We start from the raw sequence: 13,936 nt of genomic DNA, 5'->3' as shown, positions 1-13,936 counted from the left end.
GTGCAAGAAAACAGAAATAACGAAACAGCTTACATCTCCCCTGCTAGCCTACAGATACAAAACGGAAGACCCATCTTTATTCAATCTAATTGATAATTTTACTCACTCCAAAACCTCCACAATACCCGATCGCCCATCAATTCTTACCCGTTGACCATTGCGGAACATCTGAGTCGCATTATGAATATCCATTACCGCCGGAATCCCATATTCCCGCGCCACGATCGCGCCGTGGGATAGCCGCCCGCCAACTTCAGCAATTAAGCCGCCTGCACGCGCCAATAGGGGTGCCCAGCCGGAATCGGTGTAGGGGACAACCAGAATCGTTTGACGGTCAATGTCTGGAACCGATTGTAAATTACTTAAAACCCTCACCAAACCTTCCACTTGTCCCGCACTTGCGCCAATCCCGACAAGACGCTGTTGAGCGGGTTCCGATTGGGTTTGCATCAGAAATGAAACGGCGGGAGGATTACCATAGAATAGAGGCGGAACACTGCGTAATTGACGATGCTCATCTAACTGCGATCGCCGATAGTTAATCAATCTGGGAAGTTCCTCTCGCAACACCTGATCGGTTTCAGCGATTAGACGCTGAATCTCCGCAAATTCTAAGAAAAAAATATCCCCAGCTTCAGAGAGTAAACCGGATTCTAACCACCGCTTTTCTAAGGCGACAAAACTCCAACGCAAGTCGGCTAAAAATTTGGAATAGACTTCAGTCACTCGCCCTTTTAAATTCAACCGCGCTTGTACCACTTCCGCTTTCCAGCGCTGACGCTTGGGCGGTTTAGTTGCTGGGGGAGGATCACATAAAAACTGGGCAAAGAGTTGGCGTATCGGTCGCGGATCTTCTTTCCATCTGGGAACGGCAATATCTGTGGCGACATCGCTGAGATAACCATATTGTGCCAGAAATTGGTCGAATTGTTCTAAAACACTTTGAGCATCGGGAATTTCTGACAAGGTGGTAAATACAGAAGCGTGATTATCACAATTAATTTGTTTGGGACTTAATAAATGGCGGGTATCATCAGCTAATTGGGCGAGCGATCGCAAACTGGCAATTTCTGGAGTTTGGCTACTATCTAATTCTTCATCTTTTACCTTGAGCAACGCTTGTCGCAGGGAAAGGCTTAAAGGAGCCAGAATGCTATAATACGTGGCTCGTTGTAATTCCGATAGTATCTGGTTCACTCGTTCCAGAATTTCGGCGTCTGATAATTCTGAAACCGATTGCTCTTGCAGTTGACTTAAAACCGGAGCAAAATGGTGGTGATAATCTTGCTCAAAATCCTGATCTAAATTCCATTCCCGACCTAACAGCCGCAATAATCCGGGAAGGTTCCGCAGCGTGGATTTCAGGGGGGGTTTAGAAAATTTCGCTCCCCTGGTTAGAAACTCCAAACTTTCTGGCGGTAAACCCATGCGCCGGAAAATATCACCTAACAATGTGGCATTAAAATAGGCGCGAGAATAATGCAGCGTAGCGGTTTGATTAAACTCCAATCCCTGCGATCGTTCTTTTAACACGATGGTAAAAATTTTCCCCCAAACACCACAGGTGAGGGGACGATTAATTGACCAAGTGAGGGGTCGAATCAGTCCGGGAATCACCTCTGCGGCAATCTTGCGCGTCCAGATGGGTTGTAGATTGGTAATTGGTCGCGTTTGTAGCAGCCATAACTGCTGACCGTCATAAGTCCATTCAATATCTTGGGGAATCCCATGATAGCGGTCTTCCAATTCCCGCGCTAAAGTAGCCACCTCCTGGATTAACGCTGGGGGTAAATCCCCCTCTCCTTCAATTTCAACCGATGGGGAACGATTATCTCCATTCTCCTGTTGATCAAGTGGGGCGGGTTTCGTCGAGTTATCGGTTTTGTCCTCAAGGTTATCGGTTAAACCCGCCCCTACAAGCTGGGGTTGCTGGAAAAATACCCGATACTGTTCTGGGGTGACTTGACCGGATACAATTTGGGAGGCATCTCCGGGTAATCCTTCGAGGACTACGGTGTTTGGTTGTTGCTGCATGGGGTCACGACTAAAGGCGACACCGGAAAATACCCCTTGGATTTGTTTTTGAATTAAGACAGCCATCGCCGTGTCGGGTAAATCGCGGTTACGGCGATACCCTCTGGCGGCGGGGTGATGATACGAGGCTAAAACTTGGGTAATCGCTTCTTTTAAAGCGGGGCGGCTGGTTACCTGTAAAACCGTTTGATATTGTCCGGCGGATGAAGAGAGTTCCGCATCTTCCCCAATCGCCGAGGAACGGACAACCAGGGGTTCTGATTCAGAAACCGGGAGATATTTGACCAAGGGTTGCATATCATCCCCTGGTGGTAAGATCCATCCCTGTGGTACAGCATAACCCCAGCGCTTAAGCTGGGATAAAGTAGCCGCTTTTGAGCCAACTTGTTGGGGATCAAGTTCGCGTTCAAGCGGAATAATAGCTTTATCGCCTCGGAAAAAACGAAACACTGATTTAGATTCTGATTTTGCCTGTTCTGTGGGAAGGTCTAAGTCATCGGGAATTTTCTGATAAATCCAACCGATAATTAGACTCAGCGCGATCGCACTGATAATTCTAGCGGAATCATGAGGATGTAACAGTGCCAAAATTAGGGGAAATAAGACTAAAACACCATAGCGTCCCGTCGTGCGATCGCGGATAATCGTAAAACCAATCCCCCCAATTAAAAATACCAATAACGCGACGCGCCAATCATGCACCACAAATCCCCAGACCACATTTGTGGTTCCCGCCCCTTTGCCCATCCAGTAGCGCCCCATAACTAGCATAATCAGAGCAATAATTTCCCAGGCGGGTTCTGTGGGGAAGAAATAATGCGCCAGCAAGACAGCCGCAATTCCCTTCAAGGCTTCTGATAGTACAGCTAAGATCCCCACCCAACGTCCACCGTGGTAGAACGCCGCCGATACAGATACATTACCCGTACCGACTTGAGAGAGTTGGCGTCTAGTGAATAAGTAGGTAATCCAGGAAATCAGGGGAAGTCCACCTAGCAGGGGACAGAGGACAAAAATGAGTAAAGCACCCCAAACCTGTGTTAGCGTCATGGGACATTTGTTACTGAGATTTCCTTGATCCTACAAGGAAGACGGAGGAGATGAGATGTTCGGCTGGTAAGTAAGTAGAATGCCACTGATTTAAGGCTGGTGGGTTGAGCGAAGTCGGGTGGGTTGAGCGAAGTCGAAACCCACCCTACGGTATTTCTAACCTGTTGATAGAGAACTAACCTATCCGTGTAATCCGTGTGACTAACCTCTCACCCCCTACCGCCATCTGTCCAATAAATCCGTGAAATCAGTGTTTTAAGGACTAGGATACTTAGACGCCGGTTCAAAGTAGCGTACTGGCTCACCTTTCAACGCCTGACTCATAAAGTCGCGCCATATTGGTGCAGCAAATCCACCCCCTGTCGCTCCACCCCCTAAAGGTCTGTAGTTATCATTACCAATCCAAACCGCCGTCGCTAATTGTGGCACATATCCGACAAACCAGACATCCCGTTCTGAACTGGTTGTTCCCGTCTTCCCAGCCGCTGGGCGTCCTATTTGAGCAGCGGTTCCGGTTCCACCTTGAATCACCCCTTGGAGAACAGCATTCAGTGACGCCGTTGCCCAGGGATCAAGCACGAGACGGGGTTTCGGGGTATTGTCTAATAACACATTGCCCATACTATCGGTTACCCGGACAATGATCGTGGGATCAGAATGCCAACCCGTATTAGCAAAGGTGGCATAAGCCCCCGCCATTTCCAAAGGCGTCACCCCAATTGCACCGAGGGGTAAGGAGGTTACGGGTTCCATCGGGCTTTTAATCCCTAGGGTGCGACATACTTCAATTACTTTATCTAACCCAACCGCTCTGCCAAGCTTAACCGCTGGCACATTTCGCGACTGCACTAACGCACTCCGAATACTCATCGCCCCACCGAAACCACCACCATAGTTTCTCGGCGAATACCAGCCACTCCCATCCCGGTAACTGACGGGGGTATCCATCACCGTGGAATAAGGCGTATATTTACCACTGGCAAACGCCGTGTAGTAAACAAAAGGTTTAAACGCTGAACCCGGTTGACGGCGAGATTGAATCGCTCGGTTAAATTGGCTCTTTTCGTATCCAATCCCCCCAACCAAGGCTTTGACATAATGGGTGCGCGGATCAACGGCGGCTAGTGCTACTTGGTCAGCATATAACCCTCGACGGCGCAAATTACTGTGAGCGCGAGCGATGGTGTTTTCCGCCATGCGCTGGAAATTGTAATCCACCGTAGTTTGGACGCGCATCCCGCCTTTGAGAACCGCATCGCGACCAAATCGCTCATTCAACTCTGCCACGACAGCTTCGGTGATGTAGGGAAGCTGGCTGGTTTGCCAGGAAGTGGGCTTACCCACGCCCAATGGTTGAGCTAATGCCTCTTTTTTCTCCACAGCCGTAATCCATCCCAATTCCCGCATCCGTTCCAGGACAATTGCTTGCCGTTTTTTGGCTAAGGGATAGTTGACAAAGGGACTATATTCTTCGGGAGACTGAATTAATCCAGCCAGCATGGCTGATTCTGCCAAGGTTAAGTCGGTGGCGGGCTTGGCGAAGTAGCTCTCCGAGGCAGTTTGGATGCCATAATTGTTATGACCCCAATAGATCTGATTCAGATACATTTCCAATATCTGATCTTTGGTGAAGATTTGCTCCAGCCGAATTGCCATGACTGCCTCGGCAATTTTACGCGAGAACTTCCTCTCCCGCGACAGAAACAAGTTTTTCACCAGCTGCATCGTCAAGGTAGAACCGCCTTCTACCACAGCCCCCTTCTCCCAGTTGGCTAAAAAGGCTCGACCGACACTGTTGGGGTTAACGCCATGGTGGATATAGAAGTGGCTATCTTCCATGGCAATCACTGCTCGTTTGAGATTGGGGTTAATGTTTTCTAACTTAACCACCTCTCGGTTGGCTTCATCATGCAGGCTAGCCAGGTGCTTCCCCTTGATATCGTAGATGTAGGTCGTTTCGGTGGGAACATAGCCCCTGAGGACTCTCACATCGGGAAGATTGCGGAAGCTTGTCGCCAAGCCCACCAGCCCACCAGCCACAACCGAGCTAGTTAGCATTGTAATGCCGAGAATGGTTCCGCCTGTTACCTGAGCGACTCCTTGCACGAATCGGAAAGCGGGTGGCAATCCGTTTTTACTATCTCTTTGTTGTTTTTGTTGGATGGTACTAGACGACACTGTGATTTTACTTCCTCACTCAAGAAAAAAATACTGAATGGCTGTGTGGGAGGCAACCTTAGGGGGAATACGTTCTATACCTTCTATAAGATGATTACAGAAATTTATGGCAAAGTCAGGATTAGCGATCAATTCGGTTTGGGCGATTCTTGACCCCTGTAGACGTTGCTCCCAGCGTTGAATCAGTGGACGGGTTCTCCCTTAGATCTTAATATTAAGCCTGAGATAATCGTTCATGATAACAAACCTAAGTATTTTGGCTTTTAGCTGCAAAAATGGTAACATTACCATTCTGGATTGGCATAAAAAACGGTAAATCGTGACATCCTCCCACAGCAAATCGGAGATTATGCTGTGGGCTTCCCAACCTCACGATTGGGCATTGCTCCCCTACGCCAGTTATCTAGGCACATAGCCCCCGACACCTCAACTTGAGAGCCAATTTCTTGCTTTTCCAGAGTCCCTGGATACGTTTCTATACCTCGATTACAGATTTCTTGAGCTGAAGCAATATCGCGATCTACCTCGTATTTGCATTCAGGACAAGAATGTATTCGCTCAGAGAGTTCTTTCCTGACCGTGATTCGGCAATTCGGGCAAGTCTGGGAAGTCCCTCTGCAATCTACTTCGCCCACAAATACTCCTCGCTTCTTACCGACCAACTTGAGGATAGAGCGAAACTGCCCAAAACCAGCATCAATCGTCTGCTTACCCAGAAAACCCTTTGCCATGATTCGGAAATCTATGTCTTCAACAAAGATAGTATCCGCCATGTCACAAAGCTTATGGGCAAGTTTATACTGGTAATCCTTCCGCTTGAGTGCGATGTGATTGTGCTGCAACTCTACCTTCTTCCTGGCTTTCTCGTAATTCTTGGAACGCTTTTTTTTCTTCGCTAACCGACGTTGTAGCACTTTCAGCCGCCTTTGTTCGGTTTTGAAGAATTTACGTCCAGGTTCGACAAATCCATCACTGGTAGCCAGATAGGAAAGCAACCCCACATCTACCCCAATGGCGTGACCATGAGGTGAAGGATCTGGAATTTCCAGATCTGAGTACAGAGTGATTACTGCAAACCATCCCATTGCCTTTTTGACTACCCGTACTTGCCTAACCACAAATCCGTCAGGGATAGGTCGATGCAAGTTGATTTCCACTTTCCCTAATTTGGGAAGTTGGATGTGCCAACCTGTAACTGGGTTTGTCTTGAATTGTGGGAATAACATCGACTTCATTTGTCCCACTTTCTTGAAGCGGGGGAATCCATAACCCCTCTCCCTAAAGAAGTCCCAAGCATCATGCAACCTTCTAATGTTAGTCTGCAAGACTTGGGAGGGAACAGATTTAAGTCGTGGAAATTCCTTCTTAGCTTTAGGTAGATTGTTTTGTTGTTGGTGGTAGCTAGGAAAGGGATAATCGGCACTCATGATATACTCAGACTCCAAACTACACCTATCCATTGGACACTTGCGAGAAGCAATCCAGTCTTTGAGTTCCCGCAACGCATAGTTGTAGGACACCCGCAATGTTTCCAACCACTCATTTAGAAGTTGGGCTTGTTGGTTATCAGGATATAGGCGGTAGGTGTGGTTTAGAATCATAGGTAGGTTCTACCACATTATCATTGAAGTGGTAAATATTAATTTCGGGGATATTGAATCCCACCCGAATCGCGAGGGGCTACCCCTTCAACGAAGTAAGGGGTAGGGGGAGAGCGGGAAGTGCAAGGGTTCGATACCCGTAGCACTTCCATTTGTACAGACGCTTCTTTCATCGCGTCTGTAACCCCCGTTGGTATAATGGTAGCCATGAAACAAGTGCTGACGATAGTCGTAAAGCTTCAACCTACGCCTGAACAAGCTGCCAAAATTGAGGCAACCCTTCAGGCGTTTGCTGATGCTTGCAACTATGTCAATCAACACACAGATCCAAAGCTGACTAACAAAATTGCGATTCAGTCTCTGACTTACCAAACCATCAAGAACGAGTTTAACCTCGTGGCCAACATGGCAGTCAGAGCTTGTGCGCGTGTAGCAGCTAACCGCAAGGTAGCTAAACACAAAGTAGCTAAACACAAAGTAGCTAAACACAAAGTAGCTAAACACAAAGGTAAGCCGGTTAAATGGTTTGCCCCAACCAGCATCGACTGTGACAAAGACTTGTTTCGGTTTCGCGAACATGATTGGACGGTAAGCCTTGCAACTACTCACGGTAGAGAGCGAGTTAAATTAAAAGTCGGCAACTACCAGAGAGGAAAACTCAAAGGGAGAAACCCGACTTCTGCTCAATTATGCAAACACCGTGATCGTCAGTTCTACTTGCACATCCAAATCAAAGATGATGCCCCAGACTCGCCAATTACCGACAAAGTAATTGGCATTGACTTAGGGCGGCGCGACATCGCCGTTACGTCTGAAGAGAAAAAATGGGACGGTTTGCATATCCAATCAGTTCGAGATAAGTTTTCTCAAGTTAGGGCATCTCTCCAGAAGAAAGCCCCGAAAGGCACGAGGACAACTCGGCGTAGATGCCGGGAAGTTTTGAAACGGCTGTCGGGGAGGGAGAGACGTTATCAACAATGGCTCAATCACAACATTTCCAAGTCAGTGGTCAAACGAGCGGTTGAGTTAAGTGCCTCAATTGCTATAGAAGATTTAACCGGGATTAGGGAAAGAACTAACCAGCAACCCAGAAACAAGACTGAACGCAGACGCTCTAATTCATGGGCGTTTTACCAATTGCGCCTGTTCATTGAGTACAAGTCCCTTGGCGCTGGTGTTCAGGTTATCCCTGTTTCCCCTGCCTATACCTCCCAAATGTGTCACAATTGCCTGCACATTCACCCTGTAAAAGGAAAGTCTTACCGTAGTGGCAAGATTTTCAAGTGCGAGCATTGTGGCTGGCATGGAGACGCTGATTTCAACGGAGCCAATAATATTGCACTTGTGGGGCTGTCTATAAACCAGCCTGGAGGCACGGGGTTATCGTGCAAGCTAAACCGAACTCCCAGATATGTTCAGCTTAGCTTGTTCGATGACTTCAGGGCTACTGAAAACCCAGACCTCAGCCGTTAGGCAGGTCTGGGTAGTTTATTCAATTTCTGCCATTCTCCTGTACTTCACTCCTGAAAGATTTCCCAAACGAATGTCAAACGCTTTAAACACAATGTCTCAGTCATTATCTCGGTTATACCGAGGTGTTAGTGACATTTTTCCCAACCAACCGGATTCTCAAGACCCGAGTGAGAACCTAGAGCAACGGATTCGCCAAACTGAGCGTCCCTTGCGGATCAAGTTGGGAATTGACCCGACGGGGACAGATATCCACTTGGGTCATAGTATTCCGGTACGGAAATTACGGGCGTTTCAGGATGCGGGTCATACGGCTGTCCTAATTATTGGCGATTTTACCGCAAGAATCGGTGATCCAAGTGGTAAATCGGAAGTACGGAAGCATCTTTCTGACGAACAGGTGCAGCAAAATGCCCAAACCTACTTGGATCAGGTGCGTCCGATTTTAGATTTTGAAACACCAGGACGCCTGGAAATTCGCTATAACTCGGAGTGGCTAAGTAAGTTGGATTTGGCAGAGATTCTCGATTTGTTAGCCACGATGACGGTGGGGCAGATGCTAGCGAAGGAGGGGTTTGCGGAACGATTTAAACAGGAAAACCCGATTTACCTGCATGAGTTTCTCTATCCCTTGATGCAAGGGTATGATTCGGTGGCAGTTAAGGCGGATGTGGAGTTAGGGGGAACGGATCAAAAATTTAATATTGCTGTGGGGCGAGACTTACAGCGGCATTTTGGTCAACCCCCCCAGTTTGGATTACTGCTGCCGATTTTAATTGGTACTGATGGTGTGCTGAAAATGTCGAAGTCGCTGAACAATTATGTGGGGTTGCGGGAGGCGGCTCAACCCATGTACCAGAAGCTGGAAGGGACGAAGGATAATCTGTTAGAGGAGTATTTTGAGCTACTCACCGACTTATCCTTAGCGGAACTGCCAGTAAATCCCCGCGATCGCCAACAACTCCTCGCTTGGACAATTGTCACCCAATATCACGGTCAAAAGGAAGCAGATGAGGCAAAAGGCGGGGGCGCTATCCCAGAGTTTTCCCTCTCTCAAGTGGAGTTTCCCGCCAAGTTGTTTTATATCCTTAATGCCAGTGGGTTGTGTAGCAGTAGTGGCGAAGGGCGGCGACAGATTAAAGGCGGCGGTGTGAAGCTAGAGGGCGATCGCATTACGGATGTAGACTGCACCTTTGATTCCCCAGAGGCTTTAGAGGGCAAGGTTTTACAGGTAGGGAAAAAGAAATCTGTGCGGTTGACATCCTAAGCAGCTAGTGCATGTCAGCAAAAGTTTTTGGTTACTGGGCGTGCAAGCAGAGGGAGCAGGGGAAGCTGTGAATTAGCGCAAATCGACAAATTTGTCAATGAAATCCGGGGAGCAAGTGGTATTATAAAGATAATCAGACTGTGTGTTCCAGAGGAGGTTCGCTCATGTCACCATTATTGCCGCTAATACTGCTATGGGTTTTTCTCGGAATGGCTTTTTTATCGAGCATCTATGCAGAAGGCAGAGCCATTACTTAGCGCTAAAAAACATAGAAAGAACAGCAAAAAGCATAGATACAACTAGCTTTGCTATACTGAGAAGAGAACGAACGTCCGAGGAAGTCGGATTCCTGTAAAGCGGTGCCTCGGAACTGAGTATCGTTCCTCAATAGTTTCGTACAAAACAGGCTATATGCCTGTGGGTCGGGAGAAGTCTTTCCCTATTAGGGAGAGACACTTCACGCATATAACTACAAAAAAAGGGGAAAGAAATTTCTTTCCCCTTGAACTCTCTATGGGTTTGAGAAATAAGTCAATTGTAGGGGCGGGTTTAGACGCTCAGGTCTGCAACTCACCAATAACGGCTCAACAAAACCCGCCCTTATTCAATTGTAATTGTAGGGATGTAATTGTAGGGATGGGTTTAGACACTCAGATAAGTGGGTCAGAACGCCTTCTGAGATTGCATAAGTTGCGCGGTTAAATAAAAATGGGATAATCTGTGGCTACTTATAAACAAGCATTTTCCATGTCAGTAGCAGAGCGGATTATAGTCCCCTTAGATGTACCAACCGAAGCCCAAGCGATCGCCCTCGTGGAACAATTACCGCAGGTGAGGTTCTGGAAAGTCGGACTGGAGCTATTTGTCAGTAGTGGATCTGCAATTCTTCAGATTCTCAAACAGCGGCAAAAACGGATATTTTTAGATCTCAAGTTTCACGATATTCCCAATACGGTAGCTGGGGCAACACGGGCGGCTGCTGGATACGGGGTAGATTTATTGACAATTCATGCCGTAGCCGGGCGCATGGCACTCAAAGTAGCGGTAGCAGCAGCGAAGCAAGGAGCAGAAGCCGCCGCCTGTTCACCCCCAAAGTTAATTGCGATTTCCCTACTCACCAGTTTGAACTCACGAGATTTAGCCTTTGATTTAAAAGTTCCGATTGAGTTACCCGAATACGCCCTACAGATGGCACTTTTGGCACAAGAAACCGGATTAAATGGTGCAGTTTGTTCACCTCAAGAAGTGTCTCAGCTTCGCCAAGTGTGTGGGGATGACTTTCTCCTCGTTTGTCCCGGCGTCCGTCCAAGTTGGTCGGAACAGGACGATCAACGGCGATCGATGACGCCAGCAGATGCTCTGAAAGCGGGGGCTGATTACCTGGTGATTGGACGCCCGATCACGGCTGCGCCTGACCCCGTTGCAGCGTGGGAAAGAATTTGTGAGGAGTTATAGCGCTTAGCGCTGATATAGTTATAATCATCAGCTAGATACCTATGGTGTAATGAGTTGAACGGATGGAAAATATGTAAGATAACGATTGACATCACGGGTAAGCAGAGGCATATTTGCTATGACAGCATGAGCGCCGATATAAAAGTCAGGAAGTGGCGATCGCCGTTCACCTCCATGTCGGCGATATGCCAAAAAGCTTTGTCCTGCTAGGAAAGCGGCTGAATAGGGTAAGGGGTCTCGACGAAAAAAATCTTCTGGTAAAGCGTCTTCTACTTCTTCGGGTTGATTAAACCCAATCGATATTTCGGCGTAAATGATCGGGTTAATCACCAAATCTCCCTGATTGGCGTAGTCAGTTAGCATTTGCGATGACCAGTCAAACCATTGAGGATCTTCGGTGAGAATATCCAAGATGACATTGCTATCTACCAGAATTTCGCTCATCGGTCTCCGCGAGTTAGTTGGATAATGTCGTTAGTTGTCAGGCGGTTCGTTGCTTTACCACGAATGGCAGCAATCATTTGTCTTCCTCGGCTGAAACCTTGAGGCTTGCGAATGCGTAAGGTATTTCCTACTACTTCAAGTTGAACTTCTGTTCCTGGTCGAAACCCAAGCTGGCTTTGAATGTTTGGAGGAATAGTAATTTTACCGTCTGTGTCAATTTTCATTGTTTTTATCCTCCTAGGGTAGCTTAATTATTAGTGAATTTCCTGATAGTTTAGCGATCGCACTATTCTATTTTTTGGGTTGAAATAATTTCTTGTCAAAGTCTCTTGTCACTCCTTATGAATCTTAAGTTGCTCCAATGCTTAACAGTTGCCTGTTGGCTGGGATTTCAGATGGATAGTGGGGCATTTAACCCCAATTTTACCCTAGGCTCACAAACGCTGCAGACGAAACCCACAAAGCTAAGAGTTCTCCCCTGTACGCCTACACTCCTGCACCCCTGTCTTCCTAAACCCACACTTCTAGCTCAATCGGCGTGTCCCTCAGATGTAGAAACTTTAACGTCTCTAATGCTGCGGGATTTACCGGACTACGCGAATCGGGTGATCCAGCGATCGCGACCTGTAAATGAGGACATCGATATGAATCTATATATCATTGTGGCAGGGCGAGCAGAATTTCAACCCCTGACTCTCGGTCCCGGTTCCTATAATTCTGTGACGACTGCAAACGTAGAACCCCCACAGCAAGTGTTTTTTACCACTCTCGAACGCCAATATGTCGAGGGAGGTGCGATCGAACGAGAGAGTTTTCACTGGCTATTTTTAACCAATACCGATAGTGGATGGCGTTTGGCTCTGATGTTTACGCGCCTAGGTTCACCTTCACCAGAACGCCCACCAACGCCGCCACGAGAGAGTAGCGATGGTATTATGGGTCGAGCTGTGCAGCTCTGGTTGCGAGATTGTCGGGCGGACGCAATTCGAGCCTCATACAGATAGTGGTCTATCTTACAATTTAAGTTAGTGCTGAATCGGTTGGGTTTGATTGAGGGCATCTTGGTAAATACCTCAACTCCAGTCTTTAACTTTCCTTTGCTAGTGCCAGATTAATGCCCGATAATTTGCGACAAACTATTGCTCTTTACGTAGAAGATATTGAATCGCCTGTGGGTAGGCGGATTAATTTGCTGATTATGGGGTTAATCCTCTTATCTTCAGCAATTTTCGTGTGCGAGACTTATCCCATACCGCCGCTGCTTCGCCTAAGTCTGGATATTATTGATCGAATTATCTTAATTATTTTTGTTGCCGAGTATTTACTACGCTTTTGGGTTGCTGACTCTAAAGTTAATTTCTTTTTTAGCCCGGTTTCGCTTATCGATCTAATCGCGATCGTGCCTTTCTTTATTGGCGTGACGGATATCCGATTTATTTTAATTTTCCGTTGGTTTCGTATCTTACGGTTAATTCGCTTCCTTACTTTAAAAATTTATGTTTTTAGACTTAGCAATCAAGATGCCATTATCTTAGCTCGAATATTATTTACATTGTTCACCATAATATTTGTTTACTCAGGATTAATTTATCAAGTTGAACATGGAATAAATCCTCAAAAATTCAAGACATTTTTAGATGCCTTCTATTTCGCTGTAGTAACGATGACCACCGTTGGATTTGGTGACCTCACGCCAATTTCAGAAGGGGGTCGATTACTAACAGTGCTGATGATTTTGACAGGCATTGCTTTGATTCCTTGGCAATTGGGCGATTTAGTCAAGCACTTACTTAAAACGGCTAACCAAGTGGAAAAAGTCTGTGGCGGGTGTGGTTTACCTTTTCATGATTCTGATGCTCAATTTTGCAAAATTTGTGGGACTAAGTTAGGGACTGCTGAATAAGCTGTAATGCATTTAAATTGGGTATTAGTAGCGAGCAAGATGCAAAGCCTGCGGCATGGCTTCGCTTAACGCACTACAAGGATTGTGCCATTATTGATATTAAGGTTTAAATGCCAAACAGCTTAAGTAGATTGGTAAGGAAAGGGAAACACATAGACAGATCGCCGACTTCTTGGAGAAGTCGGCGATCTTGCTTAAGGCTGTACCTCATAAACCTGAAATCTACTGTAAGCCATTCAGAGTTAAAGAAATATTCCATCTGTCTATAGATATAAATATTTAATTTAAACTTGAAACTTGGGGTAGACGCTATAAATAGAGAATTAGGATTAATATATGGAGGCTAGGCAGAGCATATAGCCTAAAAAAGTAACTTTTATCAACAATAAAGATAAATGATATGCTAAAAAATAATTTGAATCACTTTAAAAAATTACTTAGCCCTATGGGAGTTGCGTATACAAGTCTTTTCCTGACTTTTCCAGCATTAATATTCCTGGTCTCTTATTCTAGCCCTTCATCTAACTATCAAGC

General features: G+C 46.6%; 10 protein-coding genes. 5 read left to right on the top strand and 5 right to left on the bottom strand.

Annotation, left to right across the window (positions count from 1 at the left end):
* Positions 1-102: 102 nt before the first annotated feature.
* The 3 genes from MC7420_RS21315 to MC7420_RS21305 form a co-directional block, all read right to left on the bottom strand.
* Positions 103-3,084 carry a glycerol-3-phosphate acyltransferase gene (locus MC7420_RS21315; RefSeq protein ID WP_006103035.1) on the bottom strand — a complete coding sequence of 994 codons (2,982 nt, stop codon included), beginning with the start codon at positions 3,082-3,084 and terminating at the stop codon, positions 103-105.
* A gap of 255 nt (positions 3,085-3,339) precedes the next feature.
* Complete coding sequence (locus tag MC7420_RS21310; protein ID WP_006102931.1) at positions 3,340-5,262, bottom strand: transglycosylase domain-containing protein; 1,923 nt, start codon at positions 5,260-5,262, stop codon at positions 3,340-3,342.
* Between the two features lie 347 nt (positions 5,263-5,609).
* Positions 5,610-6,863 (bottom strand): RNA-guided endonuclease InsQ/TnpB family protein, encoded by a 1,254-nt coding sequence (locus MC7420_RS21305; RefSeq protein WP_006102951.1) that lies wholly within the window; start codon positions 6,861-6,863, stop codon positions 5,610-5,612.
* 207 nt (positions 6,864-7,070) lie between these two features.
* Between MC7420_RS21305 and MC7420_RS21300 the strand changes: the two genes are divergently transcribed.
* From MC7420_RS21300 to pyrF, 3 genes are all read left to right on the top strand, one after another.
* Positions 7,071-8,336, top strand: a complete 1,266-nt coding sequence (locus MC7420_RS21300) for an RNA-guided endonuclease InsQ/TnpB family protein (protein WP_044208846.1) — start codon at positions 7,071-7,073, stop codon at positions 8,334-8,336.
* Positions 8,337-8,427: 91 nt separating this feature from the next.
* Positions 8,428-9,600, top strand: a complete 1,173-nt coding sequence (gene tyrS / locus MC7420_RS21295) for a tyrosine--tRNA ligase (RefSeq protein ID WP_006103024.1) — start codon at positions 8,428-8,430, stop codon at positions 9,598-9,600.
* A 747-nt stretch (positions 9,601-10,347) separates the two neighbouring features.
* Complete coding sequence (gene pyrF, locus MC7420_RS21285) at positions 10,348-11,055, top strand: orotidine-5'-phosphate decarboxylase (RefSeq protein ID WP_044208762.1); 708 nt, start codon at positions 10,348-10,350, stop codon at positions 11,053-11,055.
* Between the two features lie 39 nt (positions 11,056-11,094).
* On the opposite strand, the gene MC7420_RS21280 is transcribed toward pyrF, so the two are convergent.
* Together MC7420_RS21280 and MC7420_RS21275 are read right to left on the bottom strand one after the other, a co-directional pair.
* On the bottom strand, positions 11,095-11,499 hold the full coding sequence (locus MC7420_RS21280; protein WP_006102902.1) for a type II toxin-antitoxin system VapC family toxin: 405 nt from the start codon (positions 11,497-11,499) through the stop codon (positions 11,095-11,097).
* Complete coding sequence (locus MC7420_RS21275) at positions 11,496-11,723, bottom strand: AbrB/MazE/SpoVT family DNA-binding domain-containing protein (protein ID WP_006102837.1); 228 nt, start codon at positions 11,721-11,723, stop codon at positions 11,496-11,498. Before MC7420_RS21275 ends, MC7420_RS21280 begins: the two co-directional genes overlap by 4 nt.
* Positions 11,724-11,840: 117 nt before the next feature.
* Between MC7420_RS21275 and MC7420_RS21270 the strand changes: the two genes are divergently transcribed.
* Positions 11,841-12,503, top strand: coding sequence for a hypothetical protein (locus MC7420_RS21270; RefSeq protein ID WP_071777242.1), 663 nt, complete (start codon positions 11,841-11,843; stop codon positions 12,501-12,503).
* Positions 12,504-12,613: 110 nt separating this feature from the next.
* Complete coding sequence (locus tag MC7420_RS21265; RefSeq protein ID WP_006102962.1) at positions 12,614-13,402, top strand: ion transporter; 789 nt, start codon at positions 12,614-12,616, stop codon at positions 13,400-13,402.
* Positions 13,403-13,936: the final 534 nt, after the last annotated feature.

Source organism: Coleofasciculus chthonoplastes PCC 7420, assembly GCF_000155555.1.
GTDB lineage: Bacteria > Cyanobacteriota > Cyanobacteriia > Cyanobacteriales > Coleofasciculaceae > Coleofasciculus > Coleofasciculus chthonoplastes_A.
The sequence above is the reverse complement of the archived record's forward strand: the minus strand, read 5'-3'. Positions and strand labels throughout refer to the sequence as shown.

Excerpts from the sequence above, each read along its gene's own strand:
- MC7420_RS21275 (WP_006102837.1), bottom strand. The coding sequence starts at position 11,723 with ATGAAAATTGACACAGACGGTAAAATTACTATTCCTCCAAACATTCAA.
- MC7420_RS21300 (WP_044208846.1), top strand. The coding sequence starts at position 7,071 with ATGAAACAAGTGCTGACGATAGTCGTAAAGCTTCAACCTACGCCTGAA.
- tyrS (WP_006103024.1), top strand. The coding sequence starts at position 8,428 with ATGTCTCAGTCATTATCTCGGTTATACCGAGGTGTTAGTGACATTTTT.
- MC7420_RS21270 (WP_071777242.1), top strand. The coding sequence starts at position 11,841 with ATGAATCTTAAGTTGCTCCAATGCTTAACAGTTGCCTGTTGGCTGGGA.
- MC7420_RS21265 (WP_006102962.1), top strand. The coding sequence starts at position 12,614 with ATGCCCGATAATTTGCGACAAACTATTGCTCTTTACGTAGAAGATATT.
- MC7420_RS21280 (WP_006102902.1), bottom strand. The coding sequence starts at position 11,499 with ATGAGCGAAATTCTGGTAGATAGCAATGTCATCTTGGATATTCTCACC.
- MC7420_RS21305 (WP_006102951.1), bottom strand. The coding sequence starts at position 6,863 with ATGATTCTAAACCACACCTACCGCCTATATCCTGATAACCAACAAGCC.
- pyrF (WP_044208762.1), top strand. The coding sequence starts at position 10,348 with ATGTCAGTAGCAGAGCGGATTATAGTCCCCTTAGATGTACCAACCGAA.
- MC7420_RS21315 (WP_006103035.1), bottom strand. The coding sequence starts at position 3,084 with ATGACGCTAACACAGGTTTGGGGTGCTTTACTCATTTTTGTCCTCTGT.